General features: G+C 44.4%; 19 protein-coding genes. 12 read left to right on the top strand and 7 right to left on the bottom strand.

The window, feature by feature from the left end; translation table 11 throughout:
- The first annotated feature begins 493 nt into the window (after window positions 1-493).
- Together cbiD and guaA are read left to right on the top strand one after the other, a co-directional pair.
- A complete protein-coding gene (gene cbiD / locus JGK36_RS28800) occupies window positions 494-1,621 on the top strand; it encodes a cobalt-precorrin-5B (C(1))-methyltransferase CbiD (protein ID WP_293186469.1) in 1,128 nt (375 codons plus the stop codon).
- Window positions 1,622-1,956: 335 nt separating this feature from the next.
- Complete coding sequence (gene guaA / locus JGK36_RS28795) at window positions 1,957-3,570, top strand: glutamine-hydrolyzing GMP synthase (RefSeq protein WP_325315854.1); 1,614 nt, start codon at window positions 1,957-1,959, stop codon at window positions 3,568-3,570.
- Window positions 3,571-3,785: 215 nt separating this feature from the next.
- Here the strand turns inward: guaA and JGK36_RS28790 are convergent, their stop codons facing one another.
- The 5 genes from JGK36_RS28790 to JGK36_RS28770 all read right to left on the bottom strand — a co-directional run bounded on the left by JGK36_RS28790 (window position 3,786) and on the right by JGK36_RS28770 (window position 7,741).
- A complete protein-coding gene (locus JGK36_RS28790; protein ID WP_293186467.1) occupies window positions 3,786-4,418 on the bottom strand; it encodes a hypothetical protein in 633 nt (210 codons plus the stop codon).
- 110 nt (window positions 4,419-4,528) lie between these two features.
- The gene (locus tag JGK36_RS28785; RefSeq protein ID WP_293186466.1) at window positions 4,529-5,056 is read right to left on the bottom strand and encodes a hypothetical protein; all 528 of its coding nucleotides are present in this window, start codon (window positions 5,054-5,056) and stop codon (window positions 4,529-4,531) included.
- 27 nt (window positions 5,057-5,083) lie between these two features.
- The gene (locus JGK36_RS28780) at window positions 5,084-5,530 is read right to left on the bottom strand and encodes a hypothetical protein (RefSeq protein WP_293186465.1); all 447 of its coding nucleotides are present in this window, start codon (window positions 5,528-5,530) and stop codon (window positions 5,084-5,086) included.
- Window positions 5,527-7,443, bottom strand: coding sequence for a tRNA uridine-5-carboxymethylaminomethyl(34) synthesis enzyme MnmG (gene mnmG / locus JGK36_RS28775; RefSeq protein ID WP_293186463.1), 1,917 nt, complete (start codon window positions 7,441-7,443; stop codon window positions 5,527-5,529). Before mnmG ends, JGK36_RS28780 begins: the two co-directional genes overlap by 4 nt.
- 55 nt (window positions 7,444-7,498) lie before the next feature.
- Window positions 7,499-7,741 (bottom strand): hypothetical protein, encoded by a 243-nt coding sequence (locus tag JGK36_RS28770; protein ID WP_293186461.1) that lies wholly within the window; start codon window positions 7,739-7,741, stop codon window positions 7,499-7,501.
- 263 nt (window positions 7,742-8,004) lie between these two features.
- Here JGK36_RS28770 and JGK36_RS28765 point away from each other — a divergent pair, with 263 nt between their 5' ends.
- From JGK36_RS28765 to JGK36_RS28720, 10 genes are all read left to right on the top strand, one after another.
- A complete protein-coding gene (locus JGK36_RS28765) occupies window positions 8,005-8,340 on the top strand; it encodes an NADH-quinone oxidoreductase subunit K (protein ID WP_293198789.1) in 336 nt (111 codons plus the stop codon).
- Window positions 8,341-8,348: 8 nt separating this feature from the next.
- Window positions 8,349-9,791: a cation:proton antiporter gene (locus tag JGK36_RS28760; RefSeq protein ID WP_293198791.1), complete on the top strand. Its 1,443-nt coding sequence runs from the start codon at window positions 8,349-8,351 to the stop codon at window positions 9,789-9,791.
- 291 nt (window positions 9,792-10,082) lie between these two features.
- A complete protein-coding gene (locus tag JGK36_RS28755) occupies window positions 10,083-10,466 on the top strand; it encodes a Na+/H+ antiporter subunit E (protein WP_293186457.1) in 384 nt (127 codons plus the stop codon).
- Window positions 10,463-10,714, top strand: a complete 252-nt coding sequence (locus JGK36_RS28750; protein WP_293143050.1) for a hypothetical protein — start codon at window positions 10,463-10,465, stop codon at window positions 10,712-10,714. The genes JGK36_RS28755 and JGK36_RS28750 overlap by 4 nt, the downstream gene beginning before the upstream one ends.
- The gene (locus JGK36_RS28745; protein WP_293186455.1) at window positions 10,711-11,013 is read left to right on the top strand and encodes a monovalent cation/H(+) antiporter subunit G; all 303 of its coding nucleotides are present in this window, start codon (window positions 10,711-10,713) and stop codon (window positions 11,011-11,013) included. Before JGK36_RS28750 ends, JGK36_RS28745 begins: the two co-directional genes overlap by 4 nt.
- Window positions 11,010-11,612 carry a DUF4040 domain-containing protein gene (locus JGK36_RS28740; RefSeq protein WP_293186454.1) on the top strand — a complete coding sequence of 201 codons (603 nt, stop codon included), beginning with the start codon at window positions 11,010-11,012 and terminating at the stop codon, window positions 11,610-11,612. The genes JGK36_RS28745 and JGK36_RS28740 overlap by 4 nt, the downstream gene beginning before the upstream one ends.
- Window positions 11,609-12,271 carry a Na(+)/H(+) antiporter subunit B gene (locus tag JGK36_RS28735; protein ID WP_293198793.1) on the top strand — a complete coding sequence of 221 codons (663 nt, stop codon included), beginning with the start codon at window positions 11,609-11,611 and terminating at the stop codon, window positions 12,269-12,271. Before JGK36_RS28740 ends, JGK36_RS28735 begins: the two co-directional genes overlap by 4 nt.
- Before the next feature lie 244 nt (window positions 12,272-12,515).
- Window positions 12,516-12,875, top strand: coding sequence for a hypothetical protein (locus tag JGK36_RS28730; RefSeq protein WP_293198795.1), 360 nt, complete (start codon window positions 12,516-12,518; stop codon window positions 12,873-12,875).
- Window positions 12,876-13,005: 130 nt separating this feature from the next.
- A complete protein-coding gene (locus JGK36_RS28725; protein ID WP_293198797.1) occupies window positions 13,006-14,034 on the top strand; it encodes a hypothetical protein in 1,029 nt (342 codons plus the stop codon).
- A 264-nt stretch (window positions 14,035-14,298) separates the two neighbouring features.
- Complete coding sequence (locus JGK36_RS28720) at window positions 14,299-14,427, top strand: hypothetical protein (RefSeq protein ID WP_293198799.1); 129 nt, start codon at window positions 14,299-14,301, stop codon at window positions 14,425-14,427.
- A 441-nt stretch (window positions 14,428-14,868) separates the two neighbouring features.
- Here the strand turns inward: JGK36_RS28720 and JGK36_RS28715 are convergent, their stop codons facing one another.
- Both JGK36_RS28715 and JGK36_RS28710 read right to left on the bottom strand, forming a co-directional pair.
- Window positions 14,869-15,651 carry a TerC family protein gene (locus JGK36_RS28715; protein ID WP_293198801.1) on the bottom strand — a complete coding sequence of 261 codons (783 nt, stop codon included), beginning with the start codon at window positions 15,649-15,651 and terminating at the stop codon, window positions 14,869-14,871.
- 121 nt (window positions 15,652-15,772) lie between these two features.
- Window positions 15,773-16,799 (bottom strand): RNA-guided endonuclease TnpB family protein (locus JGK36_RS28710; protein ID WP_293193967.1); only part of this gene is annotated, 1,027 nt, incomplete at its 5' end.

Here is a 16,799-nt window from a genome sequence, read left to right as displayed (position 1 = left end):
TATTCCTGTAGTTTTAGGACTGTGGACTAAAATTACTAACGTAGATGTCTAACATTGACTACTTTTGGGTAGCTTTGTCCAGGTTTTTACGAGCGGTTGATGCGAGGAAAAAGGGTGCAAGGTATGTCGAAGATAGCCATAACCATCTTGTTTTTTGAACCTGTTTACAATATTTGTACTTGATTCCGGGAAGCGGTGTCTCAGTCTAAGCGCACTCGCGATTGATGCTCCCGATAGCTTTGGTTCACGAGATTCCGGGTTTTGTGAAGATACCGCCACGTGCGCGTAAGGCTTCGGTGTGGGTTGTTGACGATCGCACCTGAAAAAAAATGTTGCTTGCTTCAAGACAACAGGCAGGACAAAATTCTTGCTTGACAAAAATGAGGCTAACTGCTAATAATATCAAACCCTAGAATGAAGCTTAAGTGCTTGAGGGGTATCACTACCACACTGTGATGTCGATCGCCGACTAATTTAAGGATTTCTGCATTTTGTGACAAAAACTCAACCTTTATCCGGGTATACACTGCCAGTATTTGCCTGTGCGGCCGCACTTGCAGCTTTGCGGTGCTTGCGCGTAGGTACTCAGTCTGTAGGTAGCGTATCAGTAGATTTACTGGAACCGCCAATTACGGCAGAAATTGCGATCGAACAAGCATCTGTACTCAAAACTGGTACAGCTTTAGGCGTGACTCGCTCCGATCCGGGAGACAACCTCGATCTGACTCGCAATACACCCGTTTGGGCAATGGTGGAATTGCTCCCAGAGGCGGAGGGAGAGGGGGAGCAGATTGTGATTGTCGGGGGCGAGGGAATTGGACATCACAAAGTAGGTGGTGGAGCGGCAATCTATGATTACGCGATGCGACTGCTGCGATCGAATCTGAGCCGAGAACTCGCACCGGGAGAAAGAATTACTGTCACGCTGATTCTGCCGTCAGGGCGCCAACTCGCCACCCGCACTTCTAACGAAGCTTTCGGCGTCGTCGAAGGACTTTCGCTGCTGGGTACAACTGGGATTTCTCAACCCCTGAGCGCCCCCGGACAGTTGGAAATTTACCGCGAACAACTGCAACAAAAAGCCGAACTGTTTGACACTTTAGTCTTCTGCATCGGCGAAAATGGCTCCAATTTGGCGCGACAACTGGGCATCGATCCGCAGCGGCTGGTGAAAACGGCTAACTGGCTGGGCCCGCTCCTGGCAGAGGCTGGATGTCAGGGCGTGCGATCGATCTTGCTGTTTGGCTATCACGGCAAATTGATGAAATTGGCGGCGGGGATTTTTCACACTCACCACCACCTCGCTGACGGGCGCCGGGAAATTTTGACAGCTTTCTGTGCTAAAGCTGGAATGCCCGCAGATGCGTGTTCTGCGATTTTTGCTGCGGCGACAGCCGAAGAGGCTCTCGGCCAACTGCGGGCTCTAGATGCGGCAACTGGCAGCCATTGGGTCGATCGAATTTACGGCGACATCGCCCGAGAAATCGACTTGCGATCGTCCGATTGCATTTTCACTCATACTAACCAGCGTATCCCCGTGGGTTCAGTGATGTTTGGGCGCGATCGCAAAATTATTGTTAAAAGTGACATAGGGGATACATTTCTGACCCAAATTTGTTAATGTAGTGTGAATATCCCTGAATTCTTTTTAAAAGAGCGATCGGGGATAATATTTAACAAGTAATAATTCTCAGTCCCTAGATCTTAATTATACTAGGTTGCTGCTTGACGCAATTTCTGATGCAAGAGTTCAATTAATTAGAGTAAATGTCGAAGTGAATCTATGCTTACCGCAAGCCCTATTAATCGAGTAACGTCGCTGAGAGCAATCTAGTACAAATAAGATTTATTTCTAGCGACTAACGGTCGCTCGCATCGATCAGTATTAGACTGAGGCGGCGACAAATACCTCCGCTACTTTCAGCCCAATTAGCAATTAGCAACTACGCAATTACCGTGACTACTCAAATAGAAACTGAATCCGACCTCACCAATTCTTCTCTGGGGCAAATAGACCGCCAGATGATCGTGATTCTCGACTTCGGTTCGCAATATTCCGAACTGATTGCTCGACGCATTCGCGAAACTCAAGTATATTCAGAAGTTATTTCTTACCGCACTACGGCAGAACAGTTAAAAGCTATCAATCCTAAAGGAATTATTCTTTCAGGAGGCCCGAGTTCTGTATACGATGAAAGAGCTCCCCAATGCGACCCGGAAATTTGGAATCTGGGAATACCAGTGTTGGGCGTCTGCTACGGGATGCAGTTGATGGTAAAGCAACTCGGCGGGACTGTTGAGCGGGCTAAGTTGGCCGAATACGGCAAGGCATCGCTATTTATTGACGATCCGACGGATTTGCTCACAAATGTCGAAGAAGGCGCGACGATGTGGATGAGCCACGGAGACTCCTGTAGCGAGTTGCCGACTGGTTTTGAGATTCTCGCTCACACGAACAATACTCCGTCTGCTGTTGTTGCTCACCACGAGAAAAGTTTATACGGGGTGCAGTTTCATCCAGAAGTGGTTCACTCGATCGGCGGACAAGCTTTGATTCGCAATTTTGTTTACCATATTTGCGAGTGCGAACCGACTTGGACGACAGCTACTTTTGTTGAGGAAACTATTCGCGAAATTCGAGCCAGAGTGGGAGACCAACGAGTTTTGTTGGCTCTATCTGGCGGGGTTGATTCTTCAACATTGGCTTTTTTGCTGCACAAGGCGATCGGCGACCAACTTACGTGTATGTTTATCGACCAAGGGTTTATGCGGAAGTACGAACCGGAACGGTTGGTGAAATTGTTTCAAGATGAATTCCACATTCCGGTGCAGTACGTTCTAGCTCGCGATCGCTTTTTGGCTCAACTTGAAGGCGTTACCGATCCTGAAGTAAAACGCAAGCGGATCGGCCACGAATTTATCAGTGTATTTGAAGAAGAATCGAAGCGCCTCGGCCCCTTCGATTACCTCGCTCAAGGTACTCTTTACCCGGATGTAATTGAGTCGGCTGACACGAATGTAGATCCGAAAAGCGGCGAACGAGTTGCTGTTAAGATTAAAAGCCACCACAATGTGGGCGGATTACCTAAAGATTTGTGTTTTAAGCTGATCGAACCGCTACGAAAGTTGTTTAAGGATGAGGTGCGAAAAGTCGGTAGATCGATCGGGCTTCCCGAAGAAATCGTCAACCGACAACCTTTCCCGGGCCCGGGATTGGCGATTCGGATTACGGGAGAAGTTACCGCAGAGAGGCTGAATATTTTGCGGGATGCTGACTTCATCGTGCGCCAAGAAATCAACCGCCACGGATTGTACAACGAACTTTGGCAAGCTTTTGCAGTTTTGCTCCCGATTCGCAGTGTAGGCGTTATGGGCGATCAGCGCACCTATGCTTACCCAATTGTTCTGAGATTTATCAAAAGCGAAGATGGGATGACGGCTGACTGGGCGCGGGTTCCATACGATTTGTTGGAATTGATCTCGAACCGGATTGTGAATGAGGTTAAGGGCGTTAACCGGGTGGTTTACGATATTACTTCTAAGCCACCTGGTACGATCGAGTGGGAATGATTGCTAGCTAGGGCGATCGAGTAAATCAGACGTAGGATGGAAATCGCGCCTACACAGACAAAACCCGCACTTTGTTTGTCTAAGGAACGAAAATTTAATAACTTACACAAAGAAAGTGGGATGGGCGTCCCGCCCGTCTTTTCTGGACGGGCGGGACGCCCATCCCACAATAATTAAAATTGTAAGTTATTTAATTCTCATTCCTAAGCGCGGTTTCAACCGCCGTCTGATATGTTCGCGTCAGCATCTAACATCAATTCGCACTGTTTAAATACGTAATTAACAGCCGCAAAAAGTCGATCGAGTTCTTGAATGGTGTAAAAAGTGCGGTTGCGAGTAAAGATATTAGCTTCTAATTTTCCAAACTGCCACCTGTCTCCGTTAGAAGCAATTCCAAATAGAGTTTGTGCGGGATTTTCATTCATTTTTTGAGCGGCAATCATTTCGGCGATGCACTGTCCCCAGCCAGCTTCAAAGTTATCTTGTTTCGCTTCAATCAAGACGAAATAAGGGCGATCGAAAACAATATTTCCTAAGGGAGATTTCTTAGCTAAGATATACTCTGGAAATCCGGTTAAATTTTGATCGTATATTAGAGCTTTATGACTCCATAAAATCAGCTTTTGTCGGTAGCACTTCCAAACTTCTTTGAGAAGTGGATAAATCAGATTTTCGCAGATAGCAAATTCCGAACAGTCGGCGGCACCTTCTTCCATGACTATTTCTAAGTCTTCTCGAAAGTAGTCAGGAATATTGAATTCGGTTTCAACTATAAAGTTGGACTGAGTGTAGGTAATTTGAAATTCTTTGAGGACAGCATCAATAGTTTTGTAAGCACTGAAGGGCATAGTTATTTCCTGTGAAAACTATTAAAATTTGGTCAACAACGGTTGTATTTTCATCGTCACAAAACCTAATCTCGAAGTTGGTTAATTCATTAGACATCAATATAACAAAGTTAACCCACAACCAGAAGCTCATTCAGCTTATTTTTTAAGTCGGGAGATGCCATTAATGGATTATAGACTTCCCCCTCGTAGGGTTGCCAAACATAACTAGAACTAAATGGTCGAAAAACTGGTAAGGTTTCTCGCCCCTGAATAAGTTCTTTTGCTAAAACTAATCCGGGAAGAGATAAGTTTGACAAATCCTCAATCAATTCACTGTAAGTTCTAAATTCATCAACTTCAACACCAACCAAAGCATAGCGAAACGATGGAGCAAACCGTAGAGTGTGATACAGTAAAATCCCTAACTCTGTCATTATATAAGCACTTTCAGGGCTATCTATTCCCACTTGACTAATATTATTTGGATAAACTCGACACCACCAGTTTTGATCGATATCTTGAAAAGTGTCTGTGCGACACAGGCATTGGCGATCGTTTGAGAGTAGCCATTCTATTTTCTCAAAGTGTTGAGCAAATTTATTAACATTGCTTTCATCTGAGCCACATTCTGCCGATAAACTGAATATCCATGCCATTGTTATAGACTCCTATGATATATGAGATTAATCAACTCTTTCCCAATCATTTTGGGTGTTTGCCAATGCGGCCTCGTACATTTCCAGAGACATTGTAGCTCTTGGCAAGATGCTAACGTGCGTCGGGCTATCTTGGACAGCCTGCAAATCTCCAATAATTTTTATGTCATCAATTTGCCATAGAGAGTCTTTTCCAGTCCCACCAAATTTTGTAGGTCTGCGAAATGCTGGTAAACTTTCAATTGAAATGGAAACCGACATTCCCTTTGTATTCCTGACAGCAACAGCAACCAACTCTCCTCGAAACTCACGTTCTAACTCTGCTAACAAATAGCCTTGCTCATTCAGATAACCTGTGGGCATTTGCTCAATATCTATGTCAATACCAGGTCTTACCCCTAGTAATCTAGCACTGCGACCTATTTTCGGCTTACCATTTTGCTCTGCCATGCCACGATAGTAAAGTTTATTCATTTTCCCATAGCAGCCGGCTGCTTGCGGTTTTGCACTTCCAGATAAATCAACAAAGCATTAACATCAGCCGGATTCACCCCGCCAATTCTCGCTGCTTGGCCAATAGTCAAGGGTCTAATTTTAGTCAACTTCTCCCGCGACTCCTTCGAGAGAGTTGTAATTGCCATATAATCCAAATCCGCAGGTAATTGGCGGCGTTCGTGTTTGGCAATGTCATCGATTTGATTTTGCTGTCTTTGCAAATAACCGGAGTATTTGAGTTCGATTTCTGCACCATCTTTCTCAGCTAATTTTAGACTAGAATTGCCTAAATTGTAGCGTTCTAAATCGACGTAGTGAAAACCGGGACGGCGCAGCAAATCAGCCAGAGTTATTGAACCTTTAATCACTTGTTGAGTGTCAGCAAAAATTGCTTTGCCAACCTCTTCGTGTTCTTTGACGCGAGTTGAGTACAAACGGGCTTTTTCCGCGACAATATTAGCTTGTTTGCGATCGAATAACTCCCAGCGCCGATCGCCAATTAAGCCAATTTCCCGTCCAAGCGGGGTCAAGCGTTGGTCGGCGTTGTCCGATCGCAACAACAGCCGATATTCCGATCGCGAAGTCAACATCCGGTAAGGTTCCCGCAAATCCTTCGTACACAAATCGTCAATCAAAGTGCCGATATAACTTTGCTCGCGGGCAAACACAATCATCTCCTGATTCTTCGCAAACCTAGCCGCATTAATACCTGCGACAATCCCCTGTGCAGCCGCCTCCTCATATCCCGTCGTACCGTTCACCTGTCCCGCGCAAAACAGCCCTTCAATCTTCTTAGTCATCAGAGTCGGAAAGCACTGAGTTGCAGGCAAATAATCGTACTCCACAGCATAAGCAGGGCGCATCATCTCGCACTTTTCCAAACCTGGAAGAGTCCGCAGCATTTGCAATTGCAAACTTTCCGGCAAACCAGTCGAAAATCCTTGGATATAAAGTTCAGGAATATCCCTACCTTCCGGTTCAATAAAAATCTGGTGGCTTTCCTTATCTGCAAAGCGCACGATTTTATCTTCAATACTCGGACAGTAGCGCGGGCCTTTCGCATCAACCCAGCCGCCGTAAACTGGAGAAAGGTGCAAGTTGTCTCTAATTAACTGGTGAGTTTCGGGCGTGGTTCGAGTTAAATAGCAGGGCATTTGTTCGCGTTCCACCCAGACTTCTGGATCGAAACTAAACCAGCGAACATCTGCATCTCCCGGCTGCGGTTCCAGGTTTGTGTAATCGAGAGTGCGTTTGTCAACTCTTGCCGGAGTTCCTGTTTTTAACCGTCCGGTTTCAAAGCCCAAACGGTTGAGAGTTTCTGTCAAACCTACGGCTGCAAATTCTCCGGCACGTCCGGCCGGCATCGACTTGTTGCCAACCCAAATTGTGCCACCTAAAAAAGTTCCTGTGGTGAGAATTACGGCTTTGCATCCAAAGCCGACGCCGAAGTAGGTTTCAACGCCGATGACTTCTTCATTTTTGCCCAAAACTAAGTCTGTAACCATCGCTTCGCGGACGGTCAAATTCTCTTGATTTTCGACAATATTATTCATGACAGCGGCGTATTCCCGCTTGTCTGTCTGGGCTCTCAGCGCCCAAACTGCGGGGCCTCTCGAAGCGTTGAGGACGCGCTTTTGTAGATAAGTGCGATCGGCCATTTTGCCGATTTCTCCACCTAGGGCATCGACTTCGTTGGTAAGTTGAGTTTTAGCGGGGCCGCCGACGGCTGGGTTGCAGGGTTGCCACGCAATTTTGTCGAGGTTGAGGGTGAGTAAAAGCGTGCGGCATCCGAGGCGAGATGTGGCGAGGGCGGCTTCGCAGCCGGAGTGTCCGCCACCTACTACGATGATGTCGAAACTGTCTTGGAATTGTACGGAGGTTTGTGCGGTCATGGTCTGCATTTGAGCGGCAAGGACTCGTACTTTATTTTAGCAGTAATTTGGATAATTAGGTAAGTATAAAAAGACCATAATATTTGGCAAATAATTGGTGAACGGGCGACAATTCCACCGACAAAAAACAAATCAAAAAAATATTTTTTTGTGGAACAGGCATCTTGCCTGTTCCGCAGCCGGGGATAATTTCACCCCAGAATAAATCAAAAAAATCCTTTTTTTGTGGAACGGGCATCTTGCCAGTTCCGAAGCGGGCTCCACTCAGCGCATCACTTTGAATAGAAATATCATTCATTGTACTCCCATTCCAGTGTATCGGGCGTGCGATCGCCCGATCGCCCTGCACGCGCGATCGCCCCAGTTACACTCTGTAGTCCCATTTAAAATCAGTACCAAAAATTAACATAACTTTACGATAGCTTCCCAACCTCGATCGCATTACTTGCCAAGTCAATCTAAAATCCCAAATCTAAAATCTAAAATCGATCGACTCGCCCTACATTAGTAGCACCCAAGTAATGTATCATTGTCACCAAACCTTAAGCAACAAAAATTTCCGTGTTAGAAGCCTTCGTATTTGCCACAGTATTGTGCGGATTTTTTGGTATCATCCTTAAAAAGAACCTGGTGATGAAGATCGTCTCTATGGACGTAATGAGCACCGGTGTAATTGCCTATTATGTCGTGGTTGCATCCCTCAATGGCTTGTTCACGCCAATTATGGGAGATGTCAAAAATAGAGCTTTCGCCGATCCAGTCCCCCAGGGAATCATCTTAACTGCGATCGTCATCGGCTTTTCGATTCAAGCCCTGATGCTGGTAGGTGTGATGAAGCTAGCACGGGATAATCCCACATTGGAAACCAGCGAGATCGAGAAAAATAACACGCCGTAAACCCATCCATGAATATTATTACGATCGCTTGGCTGACCATACCATTTTTTATCGGGTTCGTCATTTATCTACTTCCCAAGCTTGACAAATATCTCGCATTAGCAGTCACCTTTGTTTCAGCAGGCTACGCACTACAACTATTTCTCGAAAAGTCGCCCCTCCAACTAAAATTACTAGATAATTTCGGCGTTCAAGTAGTTGCCGATCAGTTGGGCGCCTACTTTATCTTGACAAATGCCCTAGTAACTGCTGCGGTGATTTTTTACTGTTGGCACAGTGGTAAATCAGCCTTCTTTTACTCCCAGATGATTATTCTGCATGGCAGTATAAATGCTACCTTTATCTGTGCAGATTTTGTCAGTTTATACGTCGCCCTAGAAGTCAGCGGGATTGCAGCTTTTCTGTTAATTGCCTATCCTCGCACCGATCGCTCTTTATGGGTAGCCCTGCGCTATCTGTTTATCAGCAACACCGCCATGCTATTTTACCTCGTGGGCGCGGTGCTAGTCTATCAAAAACATAATTCCTTTGTTTTTGACGGTTTAAAAGGTGCGCCACCAGAAGCTTTAGCCCTAATTTTTCTGGGATTATTGCTCAAAGGCGGGATTTTTGTATCGGGATTCTGGCTGCCACTAACTCACTCAGAATCAGAAACCCCAGTTTCAGCATTACTCTCAGGAATAGTCATCAAAGCTAGTATCTTACCTTTGTTGCGCTGTGCTTTGGTTTCCGACGATCTCGGTACTATCGTCAGAATATTTGGCGTGGCGACAGCTTTAATGGGAGTATCCTATGCCATCTTTGAAAAAGATACAAAACGGATGCTAGCGTTCAGCACAATTGCCCAGTTAGGCTTTATTCTAGCAGCACCGGAAGTCGGTGGTTTTTATGCGCTGACTCACGGTTTAGTTAAATCAAGCCTCTTCTTAATTGCCGGTTCCTTACCAAGTCGCAACTTCAAAGAACTGCAATCTAAGGCGATCGATCCAAAAATTTGGATAGCCTTAGTAATCGCCAGTCTCTCCATTTCCGGCTTTCCTTTGTTGGCAGGATTTGGGGCAAAAGTGTTGACCTTGAAAAGTGTAGCACCTTGGCAGGCGATCCCTATGAATATTGCGGCCGTAGGTACAGCTATAACCTTCGCCAAATTAATCTTTATCCCGCGCGGCGAGAAACAAGAAGTCAAGCCGGGTTTGTGGCCAGCAGTCATCCTCTTAATTGGCGGGCTAATTATCGCAAATGTGGTGTACTTAGATGCTTATAGCATTGAAAGTATCATCAAAGCAGTGGGGACGATCGCGATCGGGTGGCTGATTTATGTTTTAATTATTAAACGGTTAGCGATCGCCCTGCCGCGTGCAGCCGAGCAATTCGATCATCTGGTAGGTGTGATGACTCTAACCTTGATCGTACTGTTTTGGATGGCATTAGCGACAGGAACCCACACTTAAATAATCCAAATTGCGATCGGATGCACCTCAGTTTGGTAAATATGTGTGTAGGGGCGAAGCATGACCGCAGTAAATATGAGATTATCAGTAATAGCTTATATGCGGTCATGCTTCGCTCTCTTCAAAAACCAGATGCAGCCTTGCGATCGCTCGCAATAAGAGTATGCAAGAGATATCTAGTAAAATTAGAAAGTATCTTGTAATTATCTGCGTTTATCTCCGTTAATCTGCATGACATCTGCGGTTGTTGCACATCAAAGATTTATGCAAAAAGTCTAAGAAGGAAAAAAGATGATTGGAAGTTTGATATTACGATTGACAATTTGGTTTTTGCTTACCGCCGATTTCACCGTGCCAAATATCATCATTGGTATAGCGATCGCATTTCTCCTACCCCGCGGCAATACATCCCCGGAAAGGATCAAGGAATGGCTAAGTATGCTCAAAAAAATCCTGATTGCGATTCCGGTAGCATACATTGAGGCCTTTGAAATTATCATTCGTCCCCATAACGGAGAAGACATGATTTTGGAACGGGCAAAAATGAAAAGATCGCCGATCATGATATTTTTGGATGTATTCCTAATCACGTTTACGCCCAAAACAATTGTGGTGAGACACAACCAAGAAGGCTGCTACGAAGTTCACCGGGTTTTCCCGATTAAAAAACCATGAATTTGCTCTTAATTGCGATGATTGCAGCCATGCTCATCCCCATGTACGAGGCATTGACGGATGATGATATTTGGCAGAAAATGTTAGCCTTGGGCAGTATTTCCACCAAGGCAGGAATTATGACTTTGTTCATCTCTGTCTTGCGGGACGATTGGATGATTGGCGCTGTAGGGGCGATAATCCTGACTGTGGGAAATGCGGGATTAATGCTGTTAGCACACATAATAAAACGAATGGATGATTTATGATTGATGTGGTGAGTTATGTATTTTTTGGTGTAGGAATATTCTTCTGGTTTTGGGGAACTTCTCACCTAGTCGGCAAGCGATCGGTATTATTTAAGTTACACAGTCTTTCGGTTGCCGATACCTTGGGTTCGATCCTAATCGTTGTCGGGCTGCTGATCAAAATACCTAGTAGATGGCCGCTGCTAACTTTAGCAATTATTTCCTTGGCAATCTGGAATACAATGCTGGGATATGTGTTTGCACACTGTTCGAGTGAAGAGGCAGAAAATCAGAAGGAGTTTCCAACAGAGACATTATGAATGATGATAGCTATATCTATATCTTAACTGCGCTGTTGCCCTTGGCTGCTTGTATGGTAGTAGTTCAGGCTAATCCCTACCATGCCCTAGTCATTCGCGGCATATTAGGTGCGATCGCAGCATTGATCTATTCAGTGTTTGGGGCGGCGGATGTGGCTTTGACGGAAGCCTTGATGGGTACGATGTTGGCAATAACTCTGTATGCGGTGGCGGTGCGATCGTCCTTGGTGATGCGTTTGGGCGTGTTGGAAGAGGAGAAAGTCGAGTCGGATGGTGATGTTTTGAAGGTAGAGTTGACAGTAGAAAGTCCCCGCGATTTTAACTCATTGATGAAGGATTTTCGGCGGATTTTTAGCAAGTATTATCTCCGCATTGAGGTAGTACCTTTCACCAGTCTGGAGGGTTTACATCGCGCCTTGATGGAGAAAGAAATTCATGCAAGTTGTGTACCTGTGCTAGATGGTAATCCAGAAGCCAAACATTATCAAACAGTGACTAGAATTCAACGGCTTTATGACATCATGCAGGTCGAAATTTCATCAGTAAATACCAGTCTGGCTTACAAAAATGCTACGGATTTAGCGGAGGATTATCAATGAAATGGGTTTACATTGCGGCGGGGATAGTGCTTTACATTAAAATGCTATTTTTTGCCAATCCAACATCAGGTTTATCAGGTTTGGCGATCGTAGAATTGATTGTCAAAGATAGCGGAATTCCCAATGCAGTATCGGCGATTATTTTCCGCAATCGCCTTTATGACACGATTTTTGAAGTAGTGGTATTTACGATCGCCATTATGGGCGCTAATTTTCTGTTAGCCACGGAAAGACCATCCTGCACAATTTATCAGTTTACCGATCAACCTTCAATTGTGTTAGCCCGTTTGGGAGCGACTATTGCGGCTTTGGTGAGTATTGAATTGTCATTGCGGGGACATTTGACTCCGGGAGGCGGTTTTGCGGCGGGTGTCGCGGGGGGAACTGCGATCGGTTTGGTGGCGATTACTTCGTCATCCGAGTGGATGCAGCGGATTTATGAGCGATCGCACGCGGCGACTTGGGAGAAGATTTCGGTATTGGTTTTTGTGGTGTTGTCTGCGATTACTTTGTGTGGGTACGAGTTGCCGCATGGAGAGTTTGGGGCTTTGGTGAGTGGTGGTGTGGTGCCTTTGCTGAATATTTTGGTGGCTGCAAAGGTTGCTTTGGGATCGTGGGCGGTGGTGTTGATTTTTATTCGGTATCGCGGGTTGTTGTGATGGATTTCTAGGATGTTTTGGGGGGAAACAGTGGTTCTATTTTTGGGCTGCTGTTGTTCTGTTGTTATGGGCGATCGCACTTTGAAAAGACTGAGCTACTGTTACAGGGTAGCGGTTGTGCGATCGATTTGTGCCCAAAGGGCGATCGGTATACTGACATCCAGTAAATCATTTGCAATTTTTATGTCTATTTGGTATAATCCGGTATCTGAATAAAGTCGTAATTAACAAAATCATTACCAACATGGAATTATCTGTACTAGCTTTACAAGCAGCAAATATTGTACTTTGGCTAAGTGATAAGGTTTCCGGCGGGGCTTTGGAGAAGGCTGGAGCAAATGTTCTAGATTTCTTAGAAAAACGATTTCAAGACAAACTCCAGATCGAGGGTTCTGAACCAAAACTTTTAGAAGCTGCGATTCTAAGTGAAGCCGAGTGTGACAAGAAGTTTCAACAAGATCTCGAAAGACTGGTAACTCAGTATCAACAGATACAAAGTACCTCCCATGTGTCTCAGAATAATGAATCAGGCGTAAACGTTAATGTTGACAATAATCCCGGAACAGTAATTGGGCAACAAATAGGAAACCAATTTTTTCGTTGACAAGCTTTTTCTTGACCTTCAAAACTTAGACTTAGAGCCAAATAAGAACTTTTTTAGAAGGCTTTTAAACTACATTAAAGTAGTTTCATTTTTGATATGTACTATATTGTTTTGGTTATTGTTTGGTTGGTTGGCTGACTACTCTTTTCCCTTTGGTCAAGCTCTAGATTTAATGCTTGCTTGTTTCAAAGGTACTATTTCAGCAAGGGTTAATACACTACAACAGCAATTCCAAAGAACAGATGTAGTTCCCCAGCTTGACAACAAGCAACAAGTTCCAAAACTGAATAACTTAGAGTCTCAAGCATGGTTATATGAGGGTATCTTAGAACGTCTTGGTGCAGATCCTTTTGCAAATCATGAAAGAATTGCAAGAACACTTGAGGCATTGGAATATAAAAGAAGTGAACTTCTACAAGAACTAGAGCCTCGAAGACCTCGAAACTATCAGATACTAACGGGAATACAAGATGCTGCTCGTGTTCTTTTAGCTAGTCAGGCTGAAAAAGATTATGAGCAGCTTCAGAAAATTGTAAGTAATCTGGTTCTTTTTACGAGAAGCAGGCAACCGTCGCCAATCATTCTTTCAGAAGCAATCACCAAATTAGCTGCGGAGATAGGACAAAATGCTAATCAAATTAGCCCTTATCGTCTTCGTCTTGCTTATAAAATAGAGGAATTAATCAAGGTTTTATCAGCGAAGCTAGTTTTAGGTGATGATGTATATATAGCTGATGGTAACGATCGAGCAATTATTAAGGAGTTGCAATCTCGGATCGCTCTTTTATCCAAAGAGTTTAACAATTTACTTAGAGCCAAAAAAGAAAATACAAATGAGATAAACGGACGTATAACAGAGATTTATAATCTTACAAAAAATATTTCTGATTTGTATAGAGAAATATCAAACCGTGATGCTGATATAGCTGATTTGAAAAAAAATATTCAAAATCTAACGGAATCTGTCCAAGAAAAGCAGGCTAATATAAACAGCCTGCAAAATTCCATATCCGAATTGCAAAGAGATATTGAAGATGCCATTATTACACCAGAAGAATATGAAAAAATAGATAATAAAACTGATTATGTATTTGTTAAAGCACATGACAGAAATGGTTCGCAGGTCAAAGCACATTATAGAAAACGACCCAATAAATAAACACCCATTCCCCCAATTACCGCCCTTTTTTCGCAGCAAGCTCAGCTCGCTCGACGACATTCATCATGTGTCTGCACCCGTCACTCCATTTCGTTAAGAAGATCGATCGCCCAGGTTAAAATTAAAGAGCAATCGTTGAAATGAGATAAAACGACGATAGCCCGACAACCCCGCTACAGCAAACAAGAATTTGCTGTAGCGGGCGATCGGATTTATCAATCTCAAGTCCTGCCTCAAGTCGATACAGCTGATCGCGGTAAAATAGTGGCGATCGACATTGAGACAGCAGCTTTGGCGCGATCGCACTTTACCCAACAAATCTCTCCACATCCGCCACCTCCCCAGACAGCACCTGAACCACTTCCTCTACCCCTCGCTATCTCGCCAACGTAACCATCGCCACGTCCGATCGCAGATAGCTAACTTCCTATAGGGCTAATTCTACTTCCATTAGGTCGATCGAGTAATGTCTGCGATCGTTCGGTTCCAGACGATAGAGATTGCTTTATGCGCTCACGATTATGCTATGCTGACCCAGGGCGATCGAGGAACACTTTTTTATAGTATTTTGCCTGGTGGCGCTCCAGAAAAGCTTGATTCTATGACAACTTTGTCTAAGCGATTCTATCGATTGTTGACATAAGCAGTTGATGTTTCACGGCCCGCACACGTCTCAGATTCACAATAAAACATTTCCACTCTTAGTGTTACAAAATAAAAGCCTAAAAACCCCGTGACTTTTGTCCGGGGATGTGAGGCAATTGCAAGCTGAAATCTGCCTTCAATCTTTTTCATTTAATAGATTTAAGCGACTTGCACCCAGATGAAAGTATGTTAAATTTCGGACTTCTGTGCTTGCGCTTCCGGGACTTTAACTTCTGCATCCGGTAGATTGACAGCAACTTCTGCGGATTCTGCAAGAGATTCTACAGTTTCTAATGCCTCGGGAGTGCGCTTAGAAAATCCCCAGACAAACATTAAGGCGATAGAAGAAACTACCAGCCACTGGGGAGGTACTAAACTCTCATTAATTACTTTCACCAGCAATCGCATTCCCACGAAACCGACTGTAATGTAGCCAGCATCTTCAAGGTGTACGAACTCATCGAGCCAGCGGATGAACAAGCCTGCCATAAATCGCAGGGTTATGATGCCAATTGTCGCGCCAGTCAACACCAGCCAAGTTTGGTCAGAAATCGCGATCGCAGTTGTAACGCTATCCAAAGAAAAAGCTAAATCCGTCAGAGCAATTACTGGAATTGCTTTCCACAGAGACGCAAATCTGGGGCCGTGATGTTCTCCATCAGAGTCAGCCTCTGACGCAAAGTGCTGGAAAACTAGCCACAGCAGATACAGGGCTCCCAGCAGTTCAAACTGCCAGAACTGGATCACCCAAGTCGCCGTTAAAATTAGTGCTATTCGCAGTACAAAAGCAATTATCAAACCGATGTTGAGAGCTTGTTGCTGTAGCTTGGGTTCTTCTAAACCTTTGGAAATAGATGCCAGGGCGATCGCGTTGTCAGCCGAAAGCACCGCCTCCAAAGCTACCAAAACCAACAATAATAAAAAGGTGTCAACTCCCAAATTGGGTGAAGCCTCGAGAAATTGATCTAGCATTAATTATTTTGTACACCTAACGATTTGCAAGGGTCGAGCTGCTATACAAATCCTAGACAAGTCTAGACATTTGCTTCTTACTTCATCGGGAGCATGGGAGCGGTTATCCCTCGGTAAGCTTTCACGTTTTAGCCAAGCGCGATAAATTAATTGCTGCGTTCAAATCTCTGTCCATCGAATGACCGCAACTTCCACAGTTGTAAGTCCTTTCTGCCCGTGGCATATCTTGAATATGTCCGCAGTTTGAACAAGTCTTGCTCGAAGGAAACCAGCGGTCAGCAATGATTATTTCACAGCCAAACTTTTTAGCTTTGTATTCCAGTTGACGTTTGAATTCATAGAATCTACAATCAGCGATGACTTGAGCTAGTTTGTGATTGGCTAGCATCCCCGAAACATTTAAATCTTCTACTACTATCGTTGCGTGGTTTTTGCCTAAGTAAGTAGTGATTTGATGAAGAGTATTTTTTCTGAGGTTTGCTATTTTTGCATGATGCTTCGCTAGTTTTTGTTTAGCCTTAAATCTATTGCTAGAGCCTTTCGTCTTTCTCGATAACTCCTTTGACAGCCTACGCAACTTATTGAGATGCGTTTTGTAATGCTTTGGGTTAGGAAAAACAACACCCGTTGAAAGTGTTGCTAACTCTTTAACTCCCAAGTCAACACCCACCGCATCGTGTTGCTTTACAGTTGGTTCATGCTCCTGTTCGTAAGCAAAAGCAATAAACCAACTGTCGGCAGTTCGAGATATTGTAATTGACTTGCAGGTGGTGTGAGGCAATCCGACCTGGGTTTTTACCCAACCGATGGTTGGTAGGTTTATGGACGTACCATCTACCGGGATTGGTTTGCCACCTGCATCTATCGTGAAGGAATCATGATGACCCTTCTTCTTAAATTTGGGATATTCACCTTTTTTGGAGAAGAACCGAGTGAAAGCATCCCCTAGATTGTCAAAAGCATATTGAGTGATCTTCTGGCAAATTCCCGCTTCTTTAATCCATGTAAACTCAGGTTTTACATGATTGTTAAAGAATTTCTTGAGCAGGTATTTGTTGGGCTTCAATCCATCTTTGTAAAGATTACTCCAAGTAGCCAATCCCCAGTTATAAGTAAACCTCGCTATTCCAGCGTGCTTGCTCATGACT

It is taken from the genome of Microcoleus sp. PH2017_35_SFW_U_B, from assembly GCF_020737865.1.
Classification (GTDB): Bacteria; Cyanobacteriota; Cyanobacteriia; order Cyanobacteriales; family Microcoleaceae; genus Microcoleus.
The sequence above is the reverse complement of the archived record's forward strand: the minus strand, read 5'-3'. Positions and strand labels throughout refer to the sequence as shown.

Coding starts and splice junctions, on each gene's coding strand:
- JGK36_RS28790 (WP_293186467.1), bottom strand. CDS start 4,418: ATGCCCTTCAGTGCTTACAAAACTATTGATGCTGTCCTCAAAGAATTT.
- JGK36_RS28785 (WP_293186466.1), bottom strand. CDS start 5,056: ATGGCATGGATATTCAGTTTATCGGCAGAATGTGGCTCAGATGAAAGC.
- JGK36_RS28780 (WP_293186465.1), bottom strand. CDS start 5,530: ATGAATAAACTTTACTATCGTGGCATGGCAGAGCAAAATGGTAAGCCG.
- mnmG (WP_293186463.1), bottom strand. CDS start 7,443: ATGACCGCACAAACCTCCGTACAATTCCAAGACAGTTTCGACATCATC.
- JGK36_RS28770 (WP_293186461.1), bottom strand. CDS start 7,741: ATGAATGATATTTCTATTCAAAGTGATGCGCTGAGTGGAGCCCGCTTC.
- JGK36_RS28760 (WP_293198791.1), top strand. CDS start 8,349: ATGAATATTATTACGATCGCTTGGCTGACCATACCATTTTTTATCGGG.
- JGK36_RS28755 (WP_293186457.1), top strand. CDS start 10,083: ATGATTGGAAGTTTGATATTACGATTGACAATTTGGTTTTTGCTTACC.
- JGK36_RS28750 (WP_293143050.1), top strand. CDS start 10,463: ATGAATTTGCTCTTAATTGCGATGATTGCAGCCATGCTCATCCCCATG.
- JGK36_RS28745 (WP_293186455.1), top strand. CDS start 10,711: ATGATTGATGTGGTGAGTTATGTATTTTTTGGTGTAGGAATATTCTTC.
- JGK36_RS28740 (WP_293186454.1), top strand. CDS start 11,010: ATGAATGATGATAGCTATATCTATATCTTAACTGCGCTGTTGCCCTTG.
- JGK36_RS28735 (WP_293198793.1), top strand. CDS start 11,609: ATGAAATGGGTTTACATTGCGGCGGGGATAGTGCTTTACATTAAAATG.
- JGK36_RS28730 (WP_293198795.1), top strand. CDS start 12,516: ATGGAATTATCTGTACTAGCTTTACAAGCAGCAAATATTGTACTTTGG.
- JGK36_RS28715 (WP_293198801.1), bottom strand. CDS start 15,651: ATGCTAGATCAATTTCTCGAGGCTTCACCCAATTTGGGAGTTGACACC.